Here is a 24885-nt window from a genome sequence, read left to right on the forward strand (position 1 = left end):
GCACCGCACCGGACGCCGCGAGCCTCCCGGCAAACCTTTCCGGCCACAGCACCAGCCGACCGGGGCCGACGGGCCGAGCGCGGGCCCGGCCGGGGCGCCGAGGGGCGGGTACGGCGCGGACGCCGCCGTCTCGGGGCCGCCCGCGGGCGGCCGACGAGCAGACCCGGCAGGGCCACCGCCGCCCCGGCCGCCGCTCGGCGCGGCGCGGGCAGCCGCGCCCCGGCTCAGGCGAGCGCGGCCAGCGGGTCGTCGAGCACCGGCTGCCAGGCCAGTTCCGCCGCGCCCACCAGACTGTTGTGGTCGAGCGTGCACGGCAGGATCGGCACACTGCCGCTGCGCCCCCACAGACTGCGGTCGGCCACCACCGCGCGCAGCCGCTCGGGGTCCACGTCGAGCAGGGCGCGGTGCAGTCCGCCGAGGATGATGCGGTCCGGGTCGAGGATGTTGACCAGTCCGGCCAGCCCGAGGCCGAGCCGGTCGATCAGCTCCTCGGCGGCGCCCCGTACCGCCGGGTCGTCGTACTCCGTGCGCAGCAGGTCTCCCGCCTGCTTGAGCAGCGACTCCTCCGGGCCCGGTTCGCGGCGCGCCGCGAGCAGGAAGGCCAGCGGATCGGTCTCGACGTCCAGACAGCCGCGGCCCCCGCAGTGGCACGGGCGGCCGTCGGGGTTCACCGTGAGGTGCCCGACCTCCAGCGCGAGCCCCGAACTCCCGGTGTGCAGACGGCCGTCGAGGACCAGCGCGCCGCCCACGCCGCGGTGCCCGGTGGCCACGCAGAGCAGGTGCCGTGCGCCGCATCCGGCGCCGTGCCGGTGTTCGGCGAGCGCGGCGAGGTTCACGTCGTTCCCGGCGAAGGCGGGACCGGGGATGCCCGCCGCCGCCACGTGGGCGGCGAAGATCTCGCGCACCGGAGCCCCCGCGGGCCAGGCGATGTGCAGGGGGTTGAGCGCGGCCCCCTCGGGTTCGGCGACCGCGGACGGCACCGCGATTCCCGCGCCGACGCATCGGCGTCCGCTGTCCCGCAGCAGGCGGGCGCAGTCGTCGACGACCTCTCCGATGACCTGCGCCGGGTCGGCCGTGACGGTCACGCATCCGGGGGCGGTGGCGACGATCCGCCCGCCCAGCCCGACGAGCGCCGCCCGGTACCCGTCCGCGTGCACCTGCGCGGCGACCGCGACCGGACCCGACTCGCGCACGGACAACCGGTGCGAGGGGCGGCCCTGGGAACCGGCGGCGGAGCCAGGCCGGGAGTCGACCTGGATCAGGCCGAGCGCCTCCAGCTCCGAGGCGACCGCACCGGCCGTCGCCCGGGTGACCCCGAGTTCGGAGGTGAGGACGGCGCGGGTGGGCGCGCGCCCGGTGTGGACCAGTTCCAGCGCGGGCCCGAGCGCGCTGCGGCCCCTCTCCAGCTTCGTCCGGGTGGTGGTCACCTTTCCGTTCATGGGGGCGAGTCTCCCATGATCCGGGCGTGCCGCCGACGCTCCGGCGTCCGCACCCACGGCCCGGACGGCCGCGCCCCGTCGAGCGCCTTGCACGCGTTGCCCCGGCGCCCCTATCCTGAGTTTGTGCCGCAACTAAACAAATTGCGGACGGCCCTGCCGGGAGCCCCGGGCGGACACACCGCCACGTCTTCGACGGCCCGCCTCCGTACCGCGCTGACCGTGTTCTTCGCCCTCGACGGTTTCCTCTTCGCCGGCTGGGTCGTCCGTATTCCGGCCATCAAGCACCAGACCGGTGCGTCGGCCTCCGGCCTGGGGCTCGCGCTGCTCGGCGTGTCCGCCGGGGCCGTGGTGACCATGATGCTCACCGGCCGGCTGTGCCGCCGGTTCGGCAGCCACGCGGTGACGGTGGTCTGCGGCGTGCTCCTCTCCGTGAGCATCGCACTGCCCGCGCAGGCGCGTTCGGCGTTCGCGCTCGGCCTGGTGCTGCTGGTCTTCGGGGCCGCGTACGGCGGGATGAACGTGGCGATGAACAGCGCGGCCGTCGATCTGGTGACCGCCCTGCGGCGTCCCGTGATGCCGGGATTCCACGCGGCGTTCAGCCTCGGTGGAATGATCGGCGCCGGGCTCGGCGGGCTGGTGGCGGGCGCCCTCTCCCCCGCCGCGCACCTCTTCGCCCTCACCGGTATCGGGCTCCTGGTCACGGCGACGGCCGGACCCGCGCTGCTGCGCCGACCGAGACCCGGGCCGCCCGCCCCCTCGTCCACGTCCGCCTCCGCGAGGGTGGCCGACGACTCCGGGGCGCAGCCGCGACCGGCCCGCCACGCCCGGCGAACGGTGCTGCTGTTCGGCGTGATCGCGCTGTGCACCGCGTACGGCGAGGGCGCGCTGGCCGACTGGGGCGCCCTCCATCTGGAACAGGACCTGCGTGCCCACCCCGGGACCGCCGCCGCCGGATACTCCTTGTTCGCACTGGCCATGACGGCCGGCCGGCTCGGCGGCACGATGCTGCTCCAGCGCCTCGGCCAGACCCGCACCCTGGTCGCGGGCGGCGCGACGGCAGCGGCCGGGATGCTGCTCGGCTCGCTCGCCCCCACCTCCTGGGCGGCCCTCCTCGGGTTCGCGATCACGGGCCTCGGCCTGGCGAACATCTTCCCCGTGGCGGTGAGCCGGGCCGGAGAGGTCTCCGGCCCCTCGGGGGTGGCCGCCGCGTCGACGCTGGGCTACGGCGGGATGCTGCTCGGGCCGCCCACGATCGGCTTCCTGGCCGACTGGTTCTCCCTCCCGACGGCCCTCACCACGGTGGCGCTGCTGGCCTCGGCAGCCGCCGCCCTCGGATACGCGGCTCGGGGCACCGCCCGCACGTGAGGCATCGCCCCCGGACGGCCACGCGCCGCGGGCCGGATCCGGTGGTTCCCGGGCCGGATCCGGGGACTTCCGGCCCGCCCGGTCGGCTGCGGGCGCGCGTCGGCGCCGATCTGCGCCGCTGGCACAATCGGCATCATGGACATCACGAGGCATATCGAGTCCCTGGCCGACGAAGGACGGTCGCTGGTGGCCGCCGCCCGTGAGGCGGGCACCTCGGCGCCGGTGCCCACCTGCCCGGACTGGCGGATCCGCGATCTGGTCCGGCACACCGGCATGGTGCACCGCTGGGCAACCGGATTCGTCGTCGAGGGCCACTCCTCGTACCACCCGAACGGCGGGGAACCCGATCTCGACGGACCCCCGCTCCTCGACTGGTTCCGCGAGGGCCACGCCCTCCTGGTCGACGCCTTGACGGCGGCCCCGGCCGGGCTGGAGTGCTGGACCTTCATGCCCGCGCCGTCTCCACTGGCCTTCTGGGCCCGGCGCCAGGCGCACGAGACGACGATCCACCGGGTGGACGCGGAGTCGGCACGCGGCGGACGCCTGTCGACGGTGACGGCCGAGCACGCGGTGGACGGCATCGACGAACTGCTGCACGGCTTCCATTCCCGCGGACGGAGCAAGGTGCGCTCGGCGACACCGTGTTCCCTGCGGCTGCGTGCCACGGACACCGACGCCGTCTGGACCGTGCGGCTGTCGTCCGAACCGCCGCGGACCGTGCGCGACGAGGAGACGGCCGAACCGGTCCCGGTGGACTGCGAGTTGAGCGGTACGGCCGAGGAGCTCTACCTGACACTGTGGAACCGGCTGCCGCTCACGACGCTCACCGTGGCGGGCGACCCCGGGCCGGCCCGGATCTGGCGCGAGAACTCCGGGGTCACCTGGTCCTGACGGCGGACCGGCGAGACGGTGCGCCCCGCCCGGCTCAGACGAGCCAGCCGGGGCGCACGAGCCCCGACTCGTAGGCGAGAACGACGAGTTGGGCACGGTCGCGGGCGCCGAGCTTCACCATGGCGCGACTGACGTGGGTCTTCGCGGTGAGCGGGCTGACGACCAGCCGTCGGGCGATCTCCTCGTTGGAGAGCCCCATGCCGACGAGGGCCATCACCTCCCGCTCCCGTTCGGTCAGCCCGCCCGGCCCGGCCGCCGCCACGGGCCCCTTGGAGCGGGCCGCGAACTCGGCGATCAGCCGACGGGTGACCCCTGGTGAGAGCAGGGCGTCCCCGCCCACCACGGCGCGTACCGCCCGCAGCAGCTCGTCCGGCTCGGTGTCCTTGACGAGGAAGCCGGAGGCCCCGGAGCGGATCGCCTCGAAGACGTACTCGTCGAGCTCGAAAGTGGTGAGCATGACCACCTTGACACCGTTCAGTGCGGTGTCCCCGGTGATGGCGCGGGTGGCGGCGAGGCCGTCGAGGAGCGGCATCCGGATGTCCATCAGCACGGTGTCGGGGCGCAGTTCGCGCACCAGGCGCACGGCCTCCTCGCCGTCGGCGGCCTCCCCCACCACGCCGATGTCCGGCTGGGCGTCCAGCAGCGCCCGGAACCCGGCCCGGACCAGCAGCTGGTCGTCGGCGAGCAGAACGCGGATCACGCCGTCTCCCTCTCCCTCTCGTGCTCGTGCTCGTGCTCGTGCTCGTGCTCCGACGGTCCGGCCGAGCCGGTCGCGCGGGTGGAACGGGGCGGCTGCGGCGCGCCGGGCGGCAGCGGGAGCTCGGCCAGCACCCGGAATCCGCCGTCGGCCCGGGGCCCGGCCTCGATCGTGCCACCCAGCGCGGCGGCCCGCTCCCGCATCCCCGCCAGTCCGTTGCCGCCGCCCCCGGCGTCGCCACCGGTGGCGGGCCCGTCGTCGTCGACGCGGAGGCGGACACGGCCGGGACCGTAGCCGATCCTGACCCGTGCGGTACGCGACCCGGAGTGCCGGATCACATTGGTCAGTGCCTCCTGCACGATCCGGAAGGCGGCGAGGCCGGTGGCGGGCGGCACAGCGTCACGCGCCCCGTCGGTCTCGACGGTGACGGCCAGTCCGGCGCTCGCCGCCTGGTCCACGAGTTCGGGCAGCCGGTCCAGACCGGGGGCCGGGGCCCTGGGCGCGTCCCCGGGAGCGCGCAGGGCGTCCAGGACCTGGCGGACCTCCCCCAGCGCCTGCCTGCCGGCGGCCCTGATGGCGGTGAGCGCGGCCCGCGCCTGCTCGGGGTCGGAGTCCAGCAGCGCGAGACCGACGCTCGACTGGACGTTGATGACGGAGATGCTGTGGGCCAGCACGTCGTGGAGCTCGCGGGCCATCCGCAGCCGCTCCTCGTCGGCCCGGCGCCGCTGCGCCGCCTCCTGCTCGGCGCGCCGCTCCGCCCACTGCTCACGGCGTACGCGGACGCACTCGGCGACCGCGACGATCGCCACCACCCAGGCGGCGATGCCCAGTTCCTGCCCCCAGGAGGCGGCGTGGTCGTCGGCCGGCGGCAGCCACCGGTGGAGCGGGTGGGTCACCAGGACGTGGCCCAGCCACACCATGCCGACCGCCGTCCAGGCCGCCCGCCGGTGCCCGGAGACGACGGCGCCGAAGCAGCCCACGGCGACGGCCAGGAAGACCGGCCCGTACGGATATCCGGCCGCCAGGTAGACCGTCGCGGCGGCCGAACTCCCGAACGCGGCGACCACGGGGTGGCGGTGGCGGAGCAGGAGCACGGCGACGGCCGCAAGGAGCAGCAGCCGCGCGACGAGGTCCAGCGGGACCCGTTCGTCCGTCTGGACCCGGGCCGCGACGGTCGAACCGATCAGCACGACGGCGCCCAGCAGGATCGTCGAGGGCCAGGGCAGCCGGGAAGCCGAGTGCCCCGGCGCCTCCACCAGCCATCGCGGCGGTCCGTCGTACCACCGGTGTGTGCGTCGCTCCTCCATGCCGGCCACGCTAGTGCCGTGACCGGCAACGTTTGCCCCGTCGCACCGTCCGGCACGCACGCTCGCGGCGTTGGCCGAGAGCCCACGTAGCCCGCTACGAGGGCTTTCGGCCGCCTTGCGATCGCACGCACCGGACGACGCTCCTTCCGGGCAAACCTTGCCGGTCACGGCACTAGACGGCGTGCGGCGGCCCGGGCGTCCGCCGGAAGTGGCGGTCGCCCGTACTCCCCGGGGAGTACGCCGGAGTGCGCGGAGCGGGACGCGGGCCCGGCNCACCGGTGTGTGCGTCGCTCCTCCATGCCGGCCACGCTAGTGCCGTGACCGGCAACGTTTGCCCCGTCGCACCGTCCGGCACGCACGCTCGCGGCGTTGGCCGAGAGCCCACGTAGCCCGCTACGAGGGCTTTCGGCCGCCTTGCGATCGCACGCACCGGACGACGCTCCTTCCGGGCAAACCTTGCCGGTCACGGCACTAGACGGCGTGCGGCGGCCCGGGCGTCCGCCGGAAGTGGCGGTCGCCCGTACTCCCCGGGGAGTACGCCGGAGTGCGCGGAGCGGGACGCGGGCCCGGCTCGGGGCCGGTCCGTGCCGGTGTCGTTCGGCCCGGGACCGGGGCGAACGCATCGGCGCCGACCGCCGGACATCACCGAGCGGGTCGGCCGTCCTGGGCCCTGTCGTCGAAGTGCCGTCGTTCGGCCGGCGGTCGGATTGCGCGGCGTCCGGTGCTTCCCCGAGTTCCCGGCTTCGCGCAAACAGAGGAGATCCCATTGATCGCAAGGCGGAGGATCGTCCTCGTACGGGGCGTACGTGGACGATCCCGACAACGCGGCGAGGCGCCGTGCCAGGCGTCGCGAGCCGGACGGGACTTTCGCAACACGCCCTAGCGGTCCATCATCGACAGCGCCCGCTGGGCCAGCGGATGCGTCCGGACCAGTTCGGCCAGCGACGTCGTCCCCCGGGTCACCCCGGCGAACGCGTTCCAGGCCGGGCGGAACCCGGTCAGCACCGCGTGCAACACACCCGGGCGCCGTTCGAACAGCTTCAGCATGCGGCGGCCGACACCCATCTCGACGCCGAGCCCCGCCTTGATGGCGAAGGCGTAGTTGAGCGCCTGACGCCGGGCGTCCACCGCGTCGTGCGACTCCGCGATCCGGACCGCCCACTCACCGGCGAGCCGCCCCGACCGCAGCGCGAAGGAGATGCCCTCGCGGGTCCACGGTTCCAGCAGCCCCGCCGCGTCGCCGCACACCAGCACCCGTCCGCGCGACAGCGGCGAGTCGTCGCTGCGGCAGCGTGTCAGATGCCCGGAGGAAATCTTCGGCTCGAATCCGGCGAGCCCCAGCCGGGCGATGAAGTCCTCCAGGTACCGCTTGGTGCCCGCGCCGTCGCCGCGCGCCGAGATGACACCGACGGTGAGGGTGTCGCCCTTGGGGAACACCCAGCCGTAACTGCCGGGCATCGGGCCCCAGTCGATCAGTACCCGGCCCGCCCAGTCCTCCGCGACCGTCGGCGGGACCGGGATCTCCGCCTCCAGGCCGAGGTCCACCTGATCGAGCTTCACCCCGACGTGGGCTCCTATCCGTCCGGCGCTGCCGTCGGCACCGACGACCGCGCGTGCCAGGACGGTCTCGCCACCGGCCAGCACCACAGCGACCGTACGCCGGTCCGGCACCGCGGCGCCGTGCTGCTCGACCCTCGTCACGGTGGCTCCGGTGCGGAGTTCGGCACCCGCCTTCTGGGCCTCCTCGACCAACCCCGCGTCGAACTCGGGGCGGTTGATGAGACCAAAGAGCATCCGCTTGGAACGGCGGGTACGCGCCAGTCTGCCGTTGAGCGAGAACGTCACCGCGTGGACCCGGTCGCGAAGCGGCAGCTCGAATCCGGGCGGCAGCGAGTCCCGCGAGAACCCGATGATCCCGCCGCCGCACGTCTTGTAGCGCGGCAGCTCGGCCCTTTCGAGGAGCAGTACCCGTCGGCCCGCGACCGCAGCGGCGTACGCCGCGGAGGCTCCGGCCGGTCCACCACCGACGACGACCACGTCCCACACGGTCGACTCTTCGCGCTCCTGCACGGCGTCTGCGTTCTCGCTGCTCACGATGTGCTTCTGCTCCCGATCCCACCAATGGCCCATGCTGCTCACGGCATCCTACGGCGCGCCCGCCCGGGCACCCCCTGTGGGAGGATCGACCGTGCGTTCGCCCCGCACGCACACCGCACCACCGGTACGCGTGCGCCCGGATTCGTACCCATAACGTCGCACCCACGAGGAGCGTGCCCATGACCGCCCGTCCGATCGCCGCGACCATCGCCTCGCTGATGCCCCGTGCCAAGGCGGAGCTGACCGAGCTGGTGGCCTTCCAGTCGGTGGCGGATCCCGCGCAGTTCCCGAGGAGCGAGTGCGAGGCCGCCGCCGACTGGGTCGCGGACGCGCTCCGCGCCGAGGGCTTCCAGGACGTCGCCCTGCTCGACACCCCCGACGGAACGCAGTCGGTGTACGGCTTCCTGCCGGGTCCGGCCGGCGCCCCGACCGTGCTGCTCTACGCGCACTACGACGTGCAGCCGCCGCTCGACGAGTCCGCCTGGCTCTCGCCGCCGTTCGAGCTGACCGAGCGGGACGGCCGCTGGTACGGCCGGGGCGCGGCCGACTGCAAGGGCGGCTTCATCATGCACCTCCTCGCGCTGCGCGCCCTGAAGGCGGACGGGGGTGTCCCGGTCTCGGTCAAGGTGATCGCGGAGGGCTCCGAGGAACAGGGCACCGGCGGACTGGAGCGGTACGCGCAGGCGCACCCCGAGCTGCTCGCCGCGGACACGATCGTCATCGGCGACACCGGCAACTTCCGCGTCGGCCTGCCGACGGTCACCGCGACGCTGCGCGGCATGACCATGCTGCGGGTCACCCTCGACACCCTCGAAGGGAATCTGCACTCCGGTCAGTTCGGCGGCGCCGCCCCGGACGCGCTGGCCGCGATGATCCAGCTGCTGGCGTCGCTGCGCGCCGAGGACGGCAGCACCACCGTCGACGGGCTCACCGCGGACACCGAGTGGGACGGGCTCCAGTACCCGGAGGCCGAGTTCCGCTCGGACGCCAAGGTGCTCGACGGCGTCGAGCTGATCGGCACGGGTACGGTCGCCGACCGGATCTGGGCCCGACCCGCTGTGACCGTCATCGGTATCGACTGCCCGCCGGTGGTCGGCGCCACCCCCTCGCTCCAGGCGAGCGCACGGGCCCAGATCAGCCTGCGGGTGCCGCCGGGCCGGGACGCCGCCGAGGCGACGGAGCTGCTGACCGCGCACCTCGTGGCGCATGCCCCGTGGGGAGCCAGGGTGTCGGTGGAGCAGGTCGGCCAGGGCCAGCCGTTCCGCGCGGACACCACCAGCCCCGCGTACACCTCGATGGCGCGGGCGATGGAGGCCGCGTACCCCGGCGAGACCATGCAGACGTCCGGGATGGGCGGCTCGATCCCGCTCTGCAACACCCTCGCCGCGCTCTACCCGGAGGCCGAGATCCTGCTGATCGGCCTGAGCGAGCCGGAGGCTCAGATCCACGCCGTGAACGAGAGCGTGTCGCCCGAGGAGCTGGAGCGCTTGTCGGTCACCGAGGCCCTGTTCCTGCGCAACTACGCCGATTCCAAGCGGGCCTGACGGGACATCGGGAGAAGGCGTCCCCGCGAGTTCCCGGCGCCTGCCGGGCCTGCGGGGAGGGTCGGCGGACCTTTCCCTCGCACCCCGCCGTGCCCGCCTCCGACGGAATCGGCCCGAGCGCACTGCCGCGGCGTCGGCCGCACGGGCCTTCGCGGTGTCGGCCGTACGGGCTTGCCACGGCGTCGACCGTACGCGCCCTCGGGGGCACCGGCCCGGTGGTCCGCTCGTCTCCGACGACGGCGGGCCCGGCGGCCTCCGACCGTCGTCGACGCCGACGCGGGGCCGCCCCGGAAACCTCCGCCTCAGCCGACCGGGATCCCGGCCTCCAGGTTGAGCACGGCCTTCCGTTCCCGGGCACGCAGCGCCCAGCGCAACCTCTCGTAGCGGGTGGGAGGAAGCAGGGTGGCGGCCTCCTCCTCGGTGACGAACCGCCAGCCGCGCAGCTCCGAGTCCGGCAGCAGCAGCCGCTGGACGTCCGCGCCGGGCAGCAGCCCGCCGTCGAAGAGCATCCGTAGACCTCCGAATCCGGGCGGGTGGGGCGCCTCCCAGTCGACGACCAGGAGCTTGGGCACCCGGTCGAGGTGGATCCCTATCTCCTCGGCCACCTCACGGATCCCCGCCTGGGCCGGGGCCTCGCCCTCCTCGACCACTCCGCCGGGGAACTCCCAGCCCGGCTTGTACGTCGGGTCGACGAGCAGGACCCGGTCGTGCTCGTCGAAGAGCAGTACCCCGGCCGCGACGGTCTCCCCGGTCGGGGCGGGGGTCTGCACGATCTCGCAGGCGGTGGCCGCTCCCGTGCGCACCGCCTCGGCTATGCGCTCGGCCGTCTCGTAGGGGGTGAGCGCGCTGGTGTCGATCGTGTGGGCGTCACGGGTGAGCCAGCCGAGCGCCGCCCGGTAGGGGCCGATGTGCTCGTAGGCCCATTGCTGGGACCGTTCGCTGTGCCCGGGGTCGTCAGGGGACTCCACCCGGCCCGCGATCCGTTTACGCAGGATCGTTTCCTCTTGCGAGAGCAGCACATGGCGCACCGGTATGCGCCGGGAGGCGAGCCCGCCGAAGATCTCGTCGCGGTATTCCTGCCGCAACAGCGTCATCGGCACCACCAGCACGCCGGACACCTCGGCCAGCAGAGCCGCGGCGGTGTCCACCACCAACCGCCGCCAGATCGGCAGGTCCTGGAAGTCGGTCACCTCGGCGAGCCTCTTCTGGGGCAGCAGGTACCGCAATCCCGCACCGATCAGCTCGGGGTCGTAGAAGGTGCTGTTCGGGATCAGATCGACCAGCTCGCGCGCGGCGCTCGTCTTCCCCGCGCCGAACGCACCGTTGATCCACACGATCATTCGTACTCCAAGACAGGAAGGCTGCTGAACAGGGACGGAGCAGTTTTGTGCAGGTCATCTGGGAGCGGCATGGGAAAAGGAGGCGTCCACAACCCCGCACCCACTACCTCTTTCTCCCATACGCGCTGAAGGTACTCCCCGACTCTCTCCTCCATCGCAACCGTCACCTCGCTGTACACACCCTCCACCCCCTGAAGCTCATGCCCCATTCGGGCCTCCACCGCCACGCGCGGAATGTCACCCGGCTCATCCAGCTTCGCTTTGTGCCAGTGCCGCAACCGGTAGATGTCCTGCCCGGCCATCTCCGACACCGCCGGCATCGCGGGCCGCGCCCACCGCGCATACCGCGGCCCGGAGTCCCGCTTCTCGGCTCCGTCCCGGATCGGGTACCAGTAGTCCCGATCGAAATCCGTCCCCAGAAGCGGTTTCCCCATGACAGACAGAAACGTCCACGGCTTCTCGTGAGACGCCAGCAGAGCCTCATGCATCTCATGGAGGAAGGGCGGCATCACCAGTGCTCTCCATGAGTCGTACTTCGGAGCTGCCATCAGCGTCGAGCTTGTACTCGCCGCTCCACCACTTCACGCGGATGCTATTCCCGCGCACTTCTATGTAGGGCACCCGTCATCCTACCGATGATTGATGAGTGGTGTGCGGGGTGCTGGCGGGTATCCCTGCCGCCGGCACCTCCCACTGCCTGCCCTATTGCGTTTACCCAATGAGGCGACTGCGACATGGCGAGCGGTCAAGTCCGTGCGCCTTCATGAACCGCCTCGCACGTTCCTGGAGGCCGCGATCTTGGGCAACTCTGGAGGACAGGGCACACACCGCCCCTCCTGCTACTTGGGCTGTCCTGCGGCCCCAATTCCAGGCTGATGACGTTTCTCACCGGTCCCCCTGGCTCCCGTACGGAGACCTCCCCGGGTGGTCCTGGTTGGAGTGGCACGCCGAACGAGCGCGTGTCAGGGCAAATGTGAGGAATCCTCAACCCGGCATATCATGATCCGGTAACGGCCAAACGGTTGCGCGGCCGGACATCTTCACCCACGCCTCACTCCGACACGTGACCCCCCTTCCGTAGGACCTCGACTAGCTCTTCACTGAACGCATCCAAGTCGCCGATCGCGGCGTTCGGCATCGTCCGCCTGGCCGCCTCGAACGTCGCCCTTCGTACGACCTCCGCGCTCGGGCCGGCGCCACTCGACTTGCCCGGCACGGACCGGTCATCATGGTGCGCGTCGACAAGAACGGGTTCACCGCCACCGGCGACGACGGCACAACTTCCCGGAGTCCAGCCGAGCGCCCGATCGATTTTTGCGTACGTCGACTCGCGCACATCCAGCCCCTCCTCGACGCGCCGCCACGTGTCTTTGGAAATACCGACCGCCGCGGCCGCCGCGAGGCGGGAGGGGTATAGCTCCAGTCGATGCACCTTCACGCGTGACGCGAGGCGGCCGAGATCGCGAGTTCCCATGCTGACATCTTCGCAGGACCAGCTAGGGCCAGCTAGGTCACCCGCGAGATAGGCCGAATTCTGAACTACAAAATCCCAGGTCAGGCTAACTAAGGCTACCCGACTGCACCACCCAATCCGATCTAGAGCCAACCAGAGCTAGAATTGCAAGGCTAGCTAAGGCTAGAATGCTGGCATGTGCCAACCGTTGACCTACGAGGTTGACGGGGACGCGATCCGCACGGAACGCATGCAAGCAAGGACGACGTGTGCACAGATGGCAACACAGGCGGGAATAGGCCGTTTCTGCCACCTCGTAAACGGCACCCGTAGACGCATGAGCCCCCGCCATACATCGCCCTCCGCGCAGCCCTCGACACACCGACGACCGCCTCGCGCCACATCCGGACGAGGCCGACCAGCCTGAGAGGACATGACGATGGCCACCAAGGCCTACGAGCTCTACGGGGTGCCCACCGCCCCCGAGGACCCCGAGCAGGAGTACATGACGGTCCAGGAGACCGCCTACGTCTTGATGTGCTCCGTCTCGTGGCTGCGCCGTTTTCTCCGCGAGCACGATGCGCTCTGCGGACGGAACGGCCGCCGCGGCCGGATCATCACCAACCGCGAGCAGCGCGCCGCAATCCACGCCACCCGCTCCGCTGGCGACCCGCGTACGGGGCGGTCGGTACCGCGCCAGCGCCGTCCTCGCCGCACGGCCGTGAAGACGTCTGTCGCCGCCTGAACCACAGCAGTCAGGGCCGCCCCGTCGACGAGGCCCGCGGCGACTCGCTACCGAGGAGCCGACCCCGTGACGCCGCCCATGACCAAGGTAGGGCCGAGCCTCCGCCCCCCTCTGGAGCACCTGATCGCGAGCAGGCGCCGGGCTCGCGAAGTCCGCGTTCCCGGGTCCGGCCGGTGCGGCCTACTCTTCGTTGAACGGGAAAGCCGTTTCGTCGTCGCCGGGGTCCTGGTCATAGATGACGGCGGACACGGCGGCGTCGTAGGCCTTTTCGAGTCCGGCACCGCTCGCGCCGAGGATGTTCTCCCAGTCGCAGCCCATGGGCAGGACCCTACCGCCCTCGCCGAATCATTCTGGCAGGGAATCAAGAGGGAGACGCTGCACGAGAGGCCGTTCTCGACGATGCGTCAGGCGAGGCTGGAGAAGTCAAGGCGCCGGGCTCCTCGGCAGGAGCGTCCTTGACGAGGAAGCCGTTCGCGCCGGCACGCAGGGCCGCGTGGCGTACTCGTCGAGGTCGAAGGTGGGGACGACGAGGATCCGGGGCCCATGGGGCTGCGCGCAGAGCGCCGACCGCCTGTTCCGGACTCAGCCGGTGCCCGTTGGCAGCGGTTCGTCCAGGAGGAAGGCCCGCAGCAGTGCGGTGTAGCGGCCGGGCTGTTCGCCTGAGATGGAGTGTCCGGCTCCCTTGACGGTCACCAACTCAGATCCTGCGAGGGTGTGTTGGTACTCGGCGGTCACGGCGGGCTTGATGAAGTCGCATACCCCTCGCATGATCAGAGAGGGGACGCGCAGGGTGCGCAGACGGGGCCGGGGGTCGGGGAGCTTCTCGAAGTCCCTGACGGTCATCTGGTTGCTGTAGAAGCCCTGAGGGTTGTCGTGCGCCGTGGTGGGCGGAGCGTCCTTGCACGAGGTGCTGTCTTTTCCCTGGAGGGCGACTTCGTGCATCCAGTGGTCGACCTCGCGGTCGCCGACCAGCGCGTGCGCGGCGCCGGGGTTGATCCGGAGGAGCAGGCTCGCCGCGATGATGCGGGGTGCGCTGTTCAGCCGGTCGAGCCGGGCCTTTTGGGCGGGGGAGAGGCGGTTCCAGGGTTCCCCGGCCTTGGAGCCGGGGTATTGACGGCCCCACAGCGCGCCCGGCGAGGTGAAGACCGCTTTGGCGACGTGTTCGCCATGGGTGGCCAGGTACTGGGCGGTGAGTGATCCGCCCCAGGACTGGCCGACCAAGATGATCCGGTCGGCGCCGAGTGTGCGCCGGATCGCTTCCAGGTCGGCGGCCTGGCGGGCGACGGTGTATCCGGTGACGTCCCGCAGCCGGGTGGAGCGGCCGGCGCCGAGCTGGTCGTAGGAGTAGACGTCGAAGCCGTCCGCCGCGAGTTCACGGCCCCCGGTGGGGACGTCCTCGCCGGGGGTGCCAGGACCGCCGTGCAGGAAGATCACCGGGGTCGGTCTGGCCTTGCCTGTGGCGGGGGCGTGGACGTAGGCGATGCGTGAACCGGTCGGCAGATCCCAGAACCGCACGCCGGGCGGGGCGGGGGCGGCCGTCGTGGTGGGCATCGGATGGAGGACGGTGACGGCGGCGAGGACGGCGACGGCCGCGGTCAGGCCGACCGTGAGGAACGCGGACGCCCGCCGGGCCGGGCGGCGGGCGAGGCCGAACAGGGCGAACGCCGCCCGGCCCAGCAGTCCGCCGGCCAGGGCGCCGCCGACGAGACCGACGATGACCAGGACCGGCACGCTCGCGGTGACGAACGCCGCGGCGAGGAAACCGGCCACCGCCACGGCAGGGGTCAGCAAGAGCGCCAGGAACAGCAGGGCGCCGCCGGCGACACGGTGGAGAAGTATGCGTGACATGCCTTCGAGGCTAGGAAACCGATGCGGGCGATCCGTCCAGCTCAGGGACGGTCCTGTCGCGTGCGAGGGCCGCCCTGCGGCGGGGTGTCACCTCCATCTCACGGCGGGGTGCCGACTCACCTCACGGCCCGCTGCCGGGCCGGATCAGCCCCGTCTCGTACGCGGCAATCGTCGCCTGCACCCGGTCGCGTACGCCGAGCTTGCCGAGGAGGACGGAGACGTGGTCCTTCACGGTGGGCGGACTCACCCTCAGCACCGCCGCGATCTCCGCGTTGGACAGCCCCCGCGCGACCTGCCGCAGCACCTCCGTCTCGCGCGGGGTGAGCAGGTCGAGCCGGGCCGCATCGAGCGGACCGGGCCCGTCCGTGAACCGGTCGATCAGCGTGCGGGTCATCGCCGGATCGAGCAGCGCGGCGCCCCCGTGGACCACCCGTACCGCGTCGATCACCCGCTCCGGCTCGGCGTCCTTGAGCAGGAAACCGGCGGCCCCGGCGCGCAGCGCGGCGAACAGGTAATCGTCGAGACCGAAGGTGGTGAGCACCAGAACACGGGTCGCGGGGCTGCGTTCGGTGATCGCGGCGGTCGCCGCGAGCCCGCCGATCCCCGGCATGCGGACATCCATCAGCGCGACGTCCGGTCGCGCCGACAGCGCGAGTTCGACCGCCGTGTCGCCGTCCGCCGCCTGCCCGACGACGCACAGGTCGGGTTCCGCTTCGAGGATCGCCGCGATCCCGGCCCGTACGACGGCCTGGTCGTCCGCGACGGTCACTCTGATCGCCATGGGAACGCCTCCGGGAGCCACACGCGGACCGCACCGCTGTCGGTCGTCGAGAGGGTACCGCCGGCGGCGTCCGCGAGGGCGCGCAGCCGCCGTTCCACCCCGGGAACGGTGGGTGCCGGACCGGAGACCTCCACGCCGTCGGGGAGCGTGCGCACGGTGAGGGTGACGCCCACGGCCATGAGAGCGGAGGCGGTCCGGTACGCGAAGACCTCCACGGCGGCGGGCAGCGGACGGCGTGCTCCGACGTACCGGACGACGGCGTCGTAGCGCGCGGCCAGGGCGGTGATCCCGAAGACGGTGGGCGGAGGGGCGTCGTCGGCGTCGTCCCCTGCGCGCAGCCCGGACAGCAGGTCCCGCAGAGCGGTCAGTCCGGCGCGGGCCTCTTCCCGTACGGCCCGCAGATCCCCCTCGTCCGCTGCGGCGACGACCGCCCGCGCGTGCCGGAGCGCCGTGTCCCGCAGCCCGGCGGCGAACAGCAGACGCTGCGCGGACACCGCCGCGTCGGCGTCCCCGTCGAGCAGGACCCGCCGCCGGGCGTCCGCGGCCGACAGCCGCTCATGCCGCCGGGCGGTCCGGCGCCCCCACGACCAGACGGCGAGGGCGGGGAGGGCCAGCACGCCCGCCAGCACGGCCCAGGCCGCGGTACGGCTGCCGGTAATGCCGCTGCCGCTCGCCAGCGCGAGCCCGCCCACGGCGGCCAGGGCGAGCGGCGCGAACAGGCCCCGGCGCCAGGGCAGACGCAACCCGACGCTGTGGACGAGAGTCAGCTCGACCCACCCGTACACCAGGAAGATGTCGCTCACCGCCGGCTGGGTCCAGCCCGCCCGGTCGCAGGCCCACCACAGCAACAGCGCCGACAGCACCGCCGCGAGCGCGCGGCCGGGCGCCCGTGAACGCCAGGCCAGCGGCACGGCGTGCAGGCCCGACAGCACGACGGTCACCAGCGCGGGCAGCAAACCGCCGAACGGAGCCGGTACGTCGGCCGACAGCAGGCTCGCACCGAGCGACAGCGCGATCGCCAGGGCCACCAGCGCGTAGTCGAGCGCAGCCGTCCCACGCCACCGGGGCCACCGGCGGAGGGGAAGAACCGTCGCCGCAGGCAGCGAGGCCCGCACGCTCCAGCCCTCTCGACGGTCTCGCCCCACGGGTCCCGCGCGGAACGTCCCGCCCGTCGCGGTGACCGTGGCCGCCAGCCCCGCCAGACCGCGCCCGGTCCCGAGCCCCGGCTCGACAGCCGTACCGCCGTCGTCCGTGACGGTGACGACGAACAGGTGATCGCCGCCGGCCCGTACGGGCTCGTCCCGGTCGTCCGTCGGCTCGATCCGGACACGCACGGTCGCGCCCTCGGCGTACCGGGCCGCGTTGGTCAACGCCTCCCGGACGACCCGGTACGTCGCTTCCGTACTGCCCGCCGGTGCCTCGTCGACCGTGCGCCGGTAGTCCACCGCGTGCGCGGCGGCCAGCGCGTCGACCTCGGCGAAGCCGGCCGCGGTCGTGTCCAGCTCGGTGAGGCGCTCCAGTTCGCGGACGGCCTACCGGCCCGCCTCGTCGGCGTGGCGCAGCGCGTCACCGGTCCGTTCCCGGGCGGCGAGCCTGAGCGCGGCACCCGCGGCCACCACGATCCCGGTCAGCCGATGCGCGGCCACGTCGTGCAGCTCCGCCGCCAGCCGGTCCCGTTCCGCCAGCGCCGCGAACAGCGGGACCGCCGCCGTGCCGGCCTCGTAGTCCGCCAGCGCGGACCGGCGGGCCGACCGCTGCCGGCGGGAGCGGCCCGTCGCCCAGACGACCGCCACCACCCCACTGGCCGTCAGCGCGACCCCCGCCACGTAGTGCGGCGGTTCACCGTGTACGGCGGGGACCGCGGCGACGGCCAGCGTGAGCACGACGGCTCCCGTGAGGGAGGAACCGGCGGTCCCGCGTACGGCCAGCAGATAAACCATGATCAGCGCGCAGACCGCCGCGACGAGGGAGATGACCCACACGTGCCCCGCGAAGCCGTTCATTGCCGCACGCCGACGGCGTGCGACCGCTCGACGATCTCCATTTCGGCAGACTACTGACTTCGGCTTGCCAGGGTGATGTTGGGGTGTCGAGGGTCAGGCCGGTGCCGGCTATGAAGCTGTCGAGGGTGTCGGGCCGGTACTGCAGGCGCTTGAGCCGGTTGCGTACGAGGGTCTCGAGTCGGTCGAGGGCGACCACGGCGAGGTTGGCCAGGCTGCGCTTGACGTGCGCCCAGACCCACTCGACGGGGTTGAGGTCGGGCGAGTAGGCCGGGAGCAGGAACACCGTCAGCCAGGCGCGTTCGGCGATCAGCTTGCGCATGGCGTGGGAGACGTGGGTGTTCAGGCGGTCCCAGACCAGCACGCTCGGCGAAGCAGGCCGTCTCATAGTCGCCCAGATGGAAGTTGGTGCGCACCGTTCCGTTCAGGGCGGGGTGCAGCGGACCGGACAGCCGCTCGCGGGCTTCGAAGCGCACCATGCCTTGCGGGTTCTGCGCCAGACGCCTGCCGTCTCAGGAGAGCTGCCGAAAGCCGTCTGACTGGCCGGGCACCCGGGACAGCAGCGCGTGCGCCTCCAGGCAGCACCAGGCGTCGGACAAGCGGCTCAGGAGCACGTCGCAGCCCTGCTCGTCCCGGAACGCCTGGCGCGCTGAGCCGATCGTCGCGACGTACTGCGGACAGTCCTCGCTTTTGGCGAGGTGCTGCAGCAGAGCGAGTGCGGCCTCCCGAGTGGTCAGTTGTCGAAGTTGATCTGCCGGAACCGCCGGTATGTGCGTGTACTGCATGCACTAACTTTAAGTCAGCACCCAGACGCCATGGGTTACTTTCTCGGTGGCTACGATGCACAACACGTCGCCCCCCGGCGGTCCTTGCGCCAGGACATGGCTGGCCGCGCCGGGGGCGAACAGAGCGTCGGGCCCGACTCGACGCCGACGGTGCCGCGCTCCGCCTGGCGGCGGGTGGGGCGGTCGGGCAGGTCGGTGGTGACTTTGCAGAGCACGGAGGCGTACCAGCGGTGCCCGGCCCGGGAGACGGTCACGGACTGGACGACTGCCTGTCCGCGGTCGACGAGGCGTGCCATGCGTTTCGCAGAGTCGTGGAACCGGACCTCGCCGATGGTGGGCATGCGCAGCCGCCGGTATCCGGCGGTGCGGATGGAGGGCTTCTTGACGTCGTGGTGGAGGCGGAACGCGTCGCGGGCCCGGCCCTTCTTCTTGAACCGGGGGTAACCGACGCGGCGCCCGGCGCGGCGGCCGCGCAGCGAGTCCAGCCAGTTCGCCCAGGCGCGGTCGGCGTCGATGAACGCCGACTGGAACGCGTAGGTGTTGACCTCGTGCCACCACGGGCACGGCCTTGCCGGTCCGAAGGCTCCCTTGGGCAGGTCCGGTGTGCGGGAGTCGCCTTGATCCGGTTCAGGTGCTTCTGAACCGCCGGCTTCGTCGGGACCGGCACCCGGACCTGCTTGCGGGCCTCGGCCTCGGTGGTGCCGGTGTCGACGAGGGCCTGGACCTGCTGCCGCCACTGCTGGTGCGCGGCCACCTTCATGCCGAGCGCGTGGTTGAACGCCCACCGCGCCGCGCCGGCATGACGAAGCAGCATTTTCTTCCTGGGCGGAGGTCGGGTCCAGCGTGAACCGGAACGCTCGCAGCACCTCGGACCGCACGAAACCCTCCCTCCCTTCCGCTCACCAGTTCCAGGTCGCCGCCGACTGTAGAGGACGACACTGACAACCGCTCTGACCTGCGTGTTCGCCGCCAGCTACGCCTCGCCGACACACGCGCCGGGGCTGGTGGCCGTTCAGCCGCAGACGCTCAACCGGCGCGCCACAGACAGATCCGCCGAACACTCATCACGCGGCGGCGATGGCCATGAGGCATTGAAGCGGCGGCCTGGCACCGGCAGAGCGCCGGAATCGGCGCGAAAGGCCCGCGGTACTACTACGACTGGGCCTGGATCCACGTCGGCGCAAACAGTCATCGTCACTTGCTCACCCGGCGCAACCGGTCCACCGGCGAACTCGCCTTCTACCTGTGCTGGTCACCGTCTGCGCCAAGCGAGCACCTCCAGCGTTACTACCAGCACACCGCCTCCGCGTACCGCCCTGCCTGCACCCTCGAGCCGGATCGAGCGTCCGCCGACACGGCGTTTTTTCTATTCCTTCGCCCACGTCACGCACCCGCGCGCGACGGGAGCTAGTGGGTGTACGCCCCAAGCCGCCCCAAGCCCAGAGAGGAACGCTCACGGTGACAACGACTCGCAAGACGGACGACAGGTACAAGCGTCCACAGTTCGAACTGCGCTGTGGGGGACTGCACATCACCCTCCAGCGCGTCCCCGCGTGGCTCGTCGGACTCATCACCACGGCGAGCGGAGCGGCCGCAACCTGGTGGACAACCCGCTAGCGCAGGGCACCGAACTCGGTCCGACGCCCTGCGCGGCAGTCCGCACATCCGCTTCGTTGCCCCGGTCGAGTCCGGCGACGAGAAAGCCTGGTTTCGCGACGCCGACGGCACCGGCTACGAACTGTCCCTGACCACCGTGGATCACGGTGGTCAATTTCCGAAGACGCCTGCATGGACGTCCGAAGTCGTGTGCGTGATCACGAGCCGGTTGTTCATGTCGAGCTCGAACTTGCCGCTCGTCGGGTCTTGATGTCCCGGTAGCAGTACGCCGCGATGGTCAGGACAACCACCATGAAGAAGGGCAACCTTCCTGAAAACAAATGATCCCAGTATTGGATCGCAAGCATTACGAGGTTCACAGGGATAGCCGCCACGGCCGCGTACCCCGTCCCGCGCATCAGGCTTGTGGAGCGTGGTGTGAGCACTGCCGTCAACACCCAGGTGAGAACCAGGGCAACCGGAATGCCGATGTCGTACGAGCCGACGGCCAGCAAGGTGAGGAGCAACCATAGGCATACCGGGAGGATGAACCGTGTCGCGCGGCCACGACGTGCCGGGGTATGCGTCGATGCAGTGTCTGGCAGTGGGGGGAGGCTGCTTGCTCTGCGGGTGGGGGTTACAGGCGGGAGCGGGGCCGTCGCTGTCATGGAAGGGGGCTGGGTGGCCCCTCCTGCTGGCGGCCCGGGGCCTTTGGCGGGCTCGGGTGTGCGGTCGAGGTGTCGCAGTGCCTGGGAGAGGTCGGCGGCGGTCGGGTACCGCTGGGCGGGGTCCTTGTGCAGCAGCCTCAGCACGAGATCGTCCCATACGGAGGGGACGCCGGTGGAGATCGAGATGAGGGTGGGCGGTGCCTGGGTGAGGTGGGCCGTGAGGTGACCGCGACGGGCCGGCCCAGTGTCTCGTCCTGCGCCTCCCATACTTGCCCCATTCCGCCCTCGCCGAGCTGCCGCCCCAACCGGTAGCGGCTCCCGAGGAGCTGGTCTCGCACCGTCACGCCTCCCCCGTTTCGAACATTCCTGTCCCTCCTGCTGCCGCACCGGCGCGATAGGGATCATGACGCGACCGCTAGGGCGACATGCCCGTCGCCGATGTTCACGCCCACCTCTTTGATTTTCCCGCTGGTGCTGAGAATCGCGTACACGTAGCAGGTCCCCTCGCTCCGGCTTTGCGTGTGTGCTGGATGGCTTCTTCCAGCTCGTCGAGCGTCCTGTCCTTCTCGGCTCCGCTGTACCTGATCCTCGGTGGCATGTGTACATCCTGCCGCGCGGGGCGGAGGGCGACAGGGGGTTTCATGAACTCGGACCAGGTCTCAACTGAGTACCGAGCCGAGCGGGCCGCAGGCCGTGGTTGACGAACTCCGGCATGACGACGGCCCTGACGCCGGGCGGGAGTCGAGGGCCGTCACACGTGCCCGACCGGGGCGGGCGTTGCACGTGTTGGCCTGCCCAACGTGCCGCGCGCAGGGAGGTCACGCTGCCGCAGCGCCGTCGAGGGCCGGCCGACCGCCAGGCCGGCTGTCACCCTCTTCCACCCGTCGGTGACCAACAGCGATACCGTTGTCGAGGCCGCTGTCGAAGCCAGTGCTACGCGGCGTTCGGGGGGAGTGTTGGCGAGGATGGTCGCCATGACCCACGTGATCGAATTCCCCCATGCCAACGACGCCGCGTCTCTTGGTCCTCTGCTGTTGAAGATCTGGCTGCAGACATATCCCAACGAGGCAGTGGGGATCGATGAGACCTGGATCCGTCAGCACCGCGGTGCGTCCGCCACAGCAGAAGGCATAGCCCAGTGGCGGGAGTTCATCGGGGCGGCGAAGCAGCGACCGGACCTGCTGTTTTGCCGTGTCGTCCGCTGCAAGGCGGAGATCGTCGGCTTCCTCTGCGGTCGCCGGGACGAGGTGGTCACCCTCGGGCCGATGTATTTGCTCAACGAAGCCCAGGGCCAAGGTGTTGGAGGCCGCATGATGAGCGAGTTCCTCACCTGGGCGGAAAGCTCCCCTATACGTCTATGGGTCACCGAATACAACGAGCGAGCGGTCCGCTTCTACGAGCGCTACGGGTTCAAGGCCACAGGTGAGCGAGAGATCTGGCGAGGAAAACTGCCAAACGTGCGCATGACTCGCGACTCCACGTCGAGCGACTACCGGGGCTGACCGCTCCCGTTGTCCGCGACCAGGTCCCGGGCACGGTGCAGAAGTGCCTCCCGTACACCGTCCGGGGACAGGACCCGTAGCGGGGTAGCCAGGCTGAGCAGGTATCTGGCGAGCCCGTCCGCATCGGGGCCGCCGATGTCGATGGTGGCGTCGGGGCCGTCCGGGCGGTGGGTGCCGACCGTCGGCGGGACCAGCCGCAGCGCCTGGTCCATGGGCAACGGGAGGCGGACGGTCACATAGAGCGGGTAGGTACCGGTTGCGATGGACCGGGAGACGAGCAGTACCGGGTCGGGCGGGTCGAGGAGTTCCACCGCATGCCCGGTTGGCCGTATGTGAGCCACCCGGTCGGCTCGGAACGTCCGCCACTCGCCCCGCGTCACATCCCGGGCGACGAAGTACCAGCGGCGCCCTGTGTGCACGAGGCGGTACGGGTCGACGTCCCGGGTGGTGGCCTTCCCCTCTCTGTCGCGGTACGACAGGTGGGTGCGCTCGCCCCGGCGGCACGCGGTGGCCAGTTCCAGCAGCATGCCGGGCGCGATCTGCGGCTCGTCGGGCCTGGGGGTGTGCACAAAGGCGGCGTCCATCTCGCCCAGTCGGTCCGCGATCCGCGGTGGAAGGACCTGCCGCAGTTTCAGCAGCGCCGACAGCGCGGCCTGGTCGCCGCCGAGAACGCCGCTGAGCGCGGCCTCGCGCAGCCCGACGGCCACGGCGAGTGCCTCTTCGTCATCGAGGATCAGTGGCGGCACGCGGGCCCCGGGCCCTGAGGCGATAGCCGCCCCAGGGCCCGGGGTCGAACTCGACTCCATAGCCGAGTTCCCGGAGCCTGGCGACGTCCCGCCGCACCGTGCGCTCGGTGACCGCCATCTGGTCGGCTAACTCACCGCAGGTCCACGAGGGTCTCGCGGACAGCAGTGAGACAAGGCGCAGCAGGCGCGCCGAGGTGCTGATCACATCGTGAATTGTCCCGCATGACCAGGACCGAACCTGTCCTGGTCCCGTCATAGCGTCTGCCCCGTGAGCACTGGAAAAACATCCGCACCCGCGATCCGCTACTCGGCCGTCACCTTCGACTGCCCGGACCCCGCCGAACTGGCCCACTTCTATGGCAACGCTCTTGGACTGCCCGTCGCCTACTCCACCGACGACTTCATCCTGCTCGGCCAGGAGGGCTCGGCCGGACTGGGGTTCAACCGCCTGGCCGACTACCGACGTTCCACCTGGCCAGACCCCTCCCAGGAGAAGCAGGCCCACATCGAACTGGGGGTCGATGACTTGGATGCCGCCCAGGCCCGGCTGCTCGCCCTGGGGGCCGTCGAGCCCGCGGTCCAGCCGGAACCCGACCGCTGGCGGGTCCTGCTGGACCCCGCAGGCCACCCGTTCTGCATCACCACCCTGGTCTGAGCCTGATCGGCAGACTGCTGACCATGACAGCGCACGCAGGCAGAGGCGGCGATGTTCGCGTCCGGCACTCGCTCGTTGGCCGCCGCGATCAGCTTCGGCGCGCTCCAGCGCAGCTTCGTGCCGCAGGCCGGGGCGGACGAGCCCGTAGTAGCCGGTCCTGCCCTGGGGGATCGCCGTGAACCCGGCCGGGACCCGGGCCGAGGCTGTCCTCGGCCCGTCCGGCGTCGCGGCCGCGGGCGTGCACACGCATGCGGTAGTTGCCCGGGCCGGCGGAGGCGAGGTCCAGCAGATCCTCTGCCTCGCCGTCCTCCCAGGAGGTGACCAGGGCCGAGCAGGTACTGGAGGTGAAGGATGTCTCCACCACCTCACCCCAGTTCCTCTCGAGCGGTGGTTCGGACTGGTGGGTGGTGACGGTGACCTCGACCGGTCCGACGGTCAGCCCCGTATGGACACCAGCGAGCGCGCGAGGAGCGTATCGGGATACCAGCGGCCCAACTTCCGGGTCAGGTAGGCGACATCCCCGTGCACGTCCGGCCAGTCCCGCGACGTCGGCTGCCACCAGCTCCGGAAGCGCCGACCGGCCCGCCAGGTACCGAAGGTACGCCGCGACCGGCTCATGCCCCGCCGCCACAGCCACCGCCGCACGAACTGGCCGCGCCGACACCGCCGTCGTTGGCCCAGCCGGAGGTAGGGGCGGAGCCCGTACCGGCAACCCGCTCCGGTTCAAGGACGCGAACGCCCGCCTCGGCGACGCAGCGCTCGCACAGCGCCCCGAACTCGGGCCACTGCTCCGGTCCCCTCCGCCCGCCCGCCACACCGAGCCAGACCGCCACCGGCACATGCACGGCCAGGGCGATCATGAACCAGAGCCCGTCCGAGCCCGGCTGGCGGGCGTAGAAACCGATGCCGAGGACGAGGACGGCGAACAGACCGCACACCGCGGCCCACCCTTCCCTTGCGCCGGGCACGTCGCGCGTCCGACGAACAGGGAGGTTGCGCCGTGCTGTCCGCCGCAACTGGGAGCGGAAGGCCGGGAAGCGGGACGATGCTCTCACCTCCTCCAGAGAGCCGCTCCCTCCGGTGTCGTCAACGGCCGTCTGCAGTGACGCCAGCAGGGGGTGCGTTTCCGGTCCTGCTTCCGGGATCGCCCGGCGTCGGCCGCGGAAGGAGCGGGGCCCGGCGGAGAGCAGCAGCATCCCGGCCTGTGTCGCGGCCCGCTCTCCCTCAAGGTGATACATGGCGAGAACGGGCTTCGCGCCACCGGTCTCGAAGAAGCGTCCGATGGCCTGCCGGTCGCGCCGGAGCACGTAACGGAGGCGGACCAGCGAGAACGCCATGAACGTCGTGAAAGCGCCCACCCAGACCGCCGCGAAGGCCCAGAAGGTCGGTAAGTCCGTCAAGTAGCCTGGCATCCGTTGCCCCCGCT

The 24885-nt window shown here is 71.5% G+C and carries 23 protein-coding genes and 3 pseudogenes; 8 read left to right on the plus strand and 18 right to left on the minus strand.

Features of this window, described 5'->3' with window-relative positions; all coding sequences use genetic code 11:
• Positions 1-224 precede the first annotated feature (224 nt).
• The gene (locus AMK22_RS35755) at positions 225-1439 is read right to left on the minus strand and encodes an ROK family protein (protein WP_073791804.1); all 1215 of its coding nucleotides are present in this window, start codon (positions 1437-1439) and stop codon (positions 225-227) included.
• A 123-nt stretch (positions 1440-1562) separates the two neighbouring features.
• Here AMK22_RS35755 and AMK22_RS35760 point away from each other — a divergent pair, with 123 nt between their 5' ends.
• A complete protein-coding gene (locus AMK22_RS35760; protein WP_073791805.1) occupies positions 1563-2804 on the plus strand; it encodes an MFS transporter in 1242 nt (413 codons plus the stop codon).
• 135 nt (positions 2805-2939) lie between these two features.
• Positions 2940-3695 carry a maleylpyruvate isomerase family mycothiol-dependent enzyme gene (locus AMK22_RS35765; protein WP_073791807.1) on the plus strand — a complete coding sequence of 252 codons (756 nt, stop codon included), beginning with the start codon at positions 2940-2942 and terminating at the stop codon, positions 3693-3695.
• A 34-nt stretch (positions 3696-3729) separates the two neighbouring features.
• Here AMK22_RS35765 and AMK22_RS35770 read toward each other — a convergent pair whose 3' ends face one another.
• The 3 genes from AMK22_RS35770 to AMK22_RS35785 form a co-directional block, all read right to left on the minus strand.
• On the minus strand, positions 3730-4395 hold the full coding sequence (locus AMK22_RS35770; protein ID WP_073791808.1) for a response regulator: 666 nt from the start codon (positions 4393-4395) through the stop codon (positions 3730-3732).
• On the minus strand, positions 4392-5699 hold the full coding sequence (locus AMK22_RS35775) for a sensor histidine kinase (RefSeq protein ID WP_107430719.1): 1308 nt from the start codon (positions 5697-5699) through the stop codon (positions 4392-4394). Before AMK22_RS35775 ends, AMK22_RS35770 begins: the two co-directional genes overlap by 4 nt.
• A gap of 879 nt (positions 5700-6578) precedes the next feature.
• The gene (locus tag AMK22_RS35785) at positions 6579-7793 is read right to left on the minus strand and encodes a geranylgeranyl reductase family protein (protein ID WP_199883416.1); all 1215 of its coding nucleotides are present in this window, start codon (positions 7791-7793) and stop codon (positions 6579-6581) included.
• 182 nt (positions 7794-7975) lie between these two features.
• Here AMK22_RS35785 and AMK22_RS35790 point away from each other — a divergent pair, with 182 nt between their 5' ends.
• Positions 7976-9340: a dipeptidase gene (locus AMK22_RS35790; protein ID WP_073791813.1), complete on the plus strand. Its 1365-nt coding sequence runs from the start codon at positions 7976-7978 to the stop codon at positions 9338-9340.
• A 302-nt stretch (positions 9341-9642) separates the two neighbouring features.
• Here AMK22_RS35790 and AMK22_RS35795 read toward each other — a convergent pair whose 3' ends face one another.
• The 3 genes from AMK22_RS35795 to AMK22_RS35805 all read right to left on the minus strand — a co-directional run bounded on the left by AMK22_RS35795 (position 9643) and on the right by AMK22_RS35805 (position 12154).
• Complete coding sequence (locus tag AMK22_RS35795) at positions 9643-10680, minus strand: NUDIX hydrolase (protein ID WP_073791815.1); 1038 nt, start codon at positions 10678-10680, stop codon at positions 9643-9645.
• A complete protein-coding gene (locus AMK22_RS35800) occupies positions 10677-11228 on the minus strand; it encodes a hypothetical protein (protein ID WP_143203650.1) in 552 nt (183 codons plus the stop codon). The genes AMK22_RS35795 and AMK22_RS35800 overlap by 4 nt, the downstream gene beginning before the upstream one ends.
• A gap of 503 nt (positions 11229-11731) precedes the next feature.
• Positions 11732-12154 (minus strand): helix-turn-helix domain-containing protein, encoded by a 423-nt coding sequence (locus AMK22_RS35805; RefSeq protein WP_073791818.1) that lies wholly within the window; start codon positions 12152-12154, stop codon positions 11732-11734.
• Between the two features lie 418 nt (positions 12155-12572).
• Between AMK22_RS35805 and AMK22_RS35810 the strand changes: the two genes are divergently transcribed.
• Positions 12573-12878: a hypothetical protein gene (locus AMK22_RS35810; RefSeq protein ID WP_073791849.1), complete on the plus strand. Its 306-nt coding sequence runs from the start codon at positions 12573-12575 to the stop codon at positions 12876-12878.
• A gap of 180 nt (positions 12879-13058) precedes the next feature.
• On the opposite strand, the gene AMK22_RS40345 is transcribed toward AMK22_RS35810, so the two are convergent.
• The 8 genes and pseudogenes from AMK22_RS40345 to AMK22_RS35845 all read right to left on the minus strand — a co-directional run bounded on the left by AMK22_RS40345 (position 13059) and on the right by AMK22_RS35845 (position 19029).
• Positions 13059-13196: a hypothetical protein gene (locus AMK22_RS40345; RefSeq protein WP_199883417.1), complete on the minus strand. Its 138-nt coding sequence runs from the start codon at positions 13194-13196 to the stop codon at positions 13059-13061.
• Positions 13197-13460: 264 nt separating this feature from the next.
• On the minus strand, positions 13461-14726 hold the full coding sequence (locus AMK22_RS35815; RefSeq protein ID WP_073791819.1) for an alpha/beta fold hydrolase: 1266 nt from the start codon (positions 14724-14726) through the stop codon (positions 13461-13463).
• Positions 14727-14847: 121 nt separating this feature from the next.
• Positions 14848-15507, minus strand: a complete 660-nt coding sequence (locus AMK22_RS35820; RefSeq protein ID WP_073791821.1) for a response regulator — start codon at positions 15505-15507, stop codon at positions 14848-14850.
• Positions 15492-16952, minus strand: coding sequence for an ATP-binding protein (locus tag AMK22_RS35825; protein ID WP_073791823.1), 1461 nt, complete (start codon positions 16950-16952; stop codon positions 15492-15494). The genes AMK22_RS35820 and AMK22_RS35825 overlap by 16 nt, the downstream gene beginning before the upstream one ends.
• Before the next feature lie 87 nt (positions 16953-17039).
• Positions 17040-17510, minus strand: a complete 471-nt coding sequence (locus tag AMK22_RS35830) for a histidine kinase (protein ID WP_079186585.1) — start codon at positions 17508-17510, stop codon at positions 17040-17042.
• A gap of 70 nt (positions 17511-17580) precedes the next feature.
• A pseudogene (locus AMK22_RS35835) lies at positions 17581-17880 on the minus strand (transposase); the annotation flags it as partial.
• Between the two features lie 139 nt (positions 17881-18019).
• The gene (locus tag AMK22_RS35840) at positions 18020-18292 is read right to left on the minus strand and encodes a hypothetical protein (RefSeq protein WP_073791826.1); all 273 of its coding nucleotides are present in this window, start codon (positions 18290-18292) and stop codon (positions 18020-18022) included.
• Between the two features lie 50 nt (positions 18293-18342).
• Positions 18343-19029: a hypothetical protein gene (locus tag AMK22_RS35845; protein ID WP_073791828.1), complete on the minus strand. Its 687-nt coding sequence runs from the start codon at positions 19027-19029 to the stop codon at positions 18343-18345.
• 362 nt (positions 19030-19391) lie between these two features.
• Between AMK22_RS35845 and AMK22_RS42545 the strand changes: the two are divergent.
• Positions 19392-19550, plus strand: a pseudogene (locus tag AMK22_RS42545) (IS701 family transposase); the annotation flags it as partial.
• Positions 19551-19750: 200 nt separating this feature from the next.
• The gene (locus tag AMK22_RS39810; RefSeq protein ID WP_158072127.1) at positions 19751-19909 is read left to right on the plus strand and encodes a hypothetical protein; all 159 of its coding nucleotides are present in this window, start codon (positions 19751-19753) and stop codon (positions 19907-19909) included.
• A 212-nt stretch (positions 19910-20121) separates the two neighbouring features.
• Here the strand turns inward: AMK22_RS39810 and AMK22_RS35855 are convergent, their stop codons facing one another.
• A complete protein-coding gene (locus AMK22_RS35855) occupies positions 20122-20415 on the minus strand; it encodes a hypothetical protein (protein ID WP_073791832.1) in 294 nt (97 codons plus the stop codon).
• A gap of 1115 nt (positions 20416-21530) precedes the next feature.
• Here AMK22_RS35855 and AMK22_RS35865 point away from each other — a divergent pair.
• Positions 21531-22058, plus strand: coding sequence for a GNAT family N-acetyltransferase (locus AMK22_RS35865; RefSeq protein WP_107430720.1), 528 nt, complete (start codon positions 21531-21533; stop codon positions 22056-22058).
• Here AMK22_RS35865 and AMK22_RS35870 read toward each other — a convergent pair.
• A pseudogene (locus AMK22_RS35870) lies at positions 22046-23009 on the minus strand (helix-turn-helix transcriptional regulator). The gene AMK22_RS35865 and the pseudogene AMK22_RS35870 sit on opposite strands and share 13 nt — an antisense overlap.
• Positions 23010-23072: 63 nt before the next feature.
• Here AMK22_RS35870 and AMK22_RS35875 point away from each other — a divergent pair.
• Positions 23073-23459: a VOC family protein gene (locus AMK22_RS35875; RefSeq protein ID WP_073791836.1), complete on the plus strand. Its 387-nt coding sequence runs from the start codon at positions 23073-23075 to the stop codon at positions 23457-23459.
• 614 nt (positions 23460-24073) lie between these two features.
• Here AMK22_RS35875 and AMK22_RS35885 read toward each other — a convergent pair.
• On the minus strand, positions 24074-24859 hold the full coding sequence (locus AMK22_RS35885; RefSeq protein ID WP_242434305.1) for a hypothetical protein: 786 nt from the start codon (positions 24857-24859) through the stop codon (positions 24074-24076).
• Positions 24860-24885: the final 26 nt, after the last annotated feature.

Source organism: Streptomyces sp. CB01580 (assembly GCF_001905795.1).
Lineage (GTDB): Bacteria > Actinomycetota > Actinomycetes > Streptomycetales > Streptomycetaceae > Streptomyces.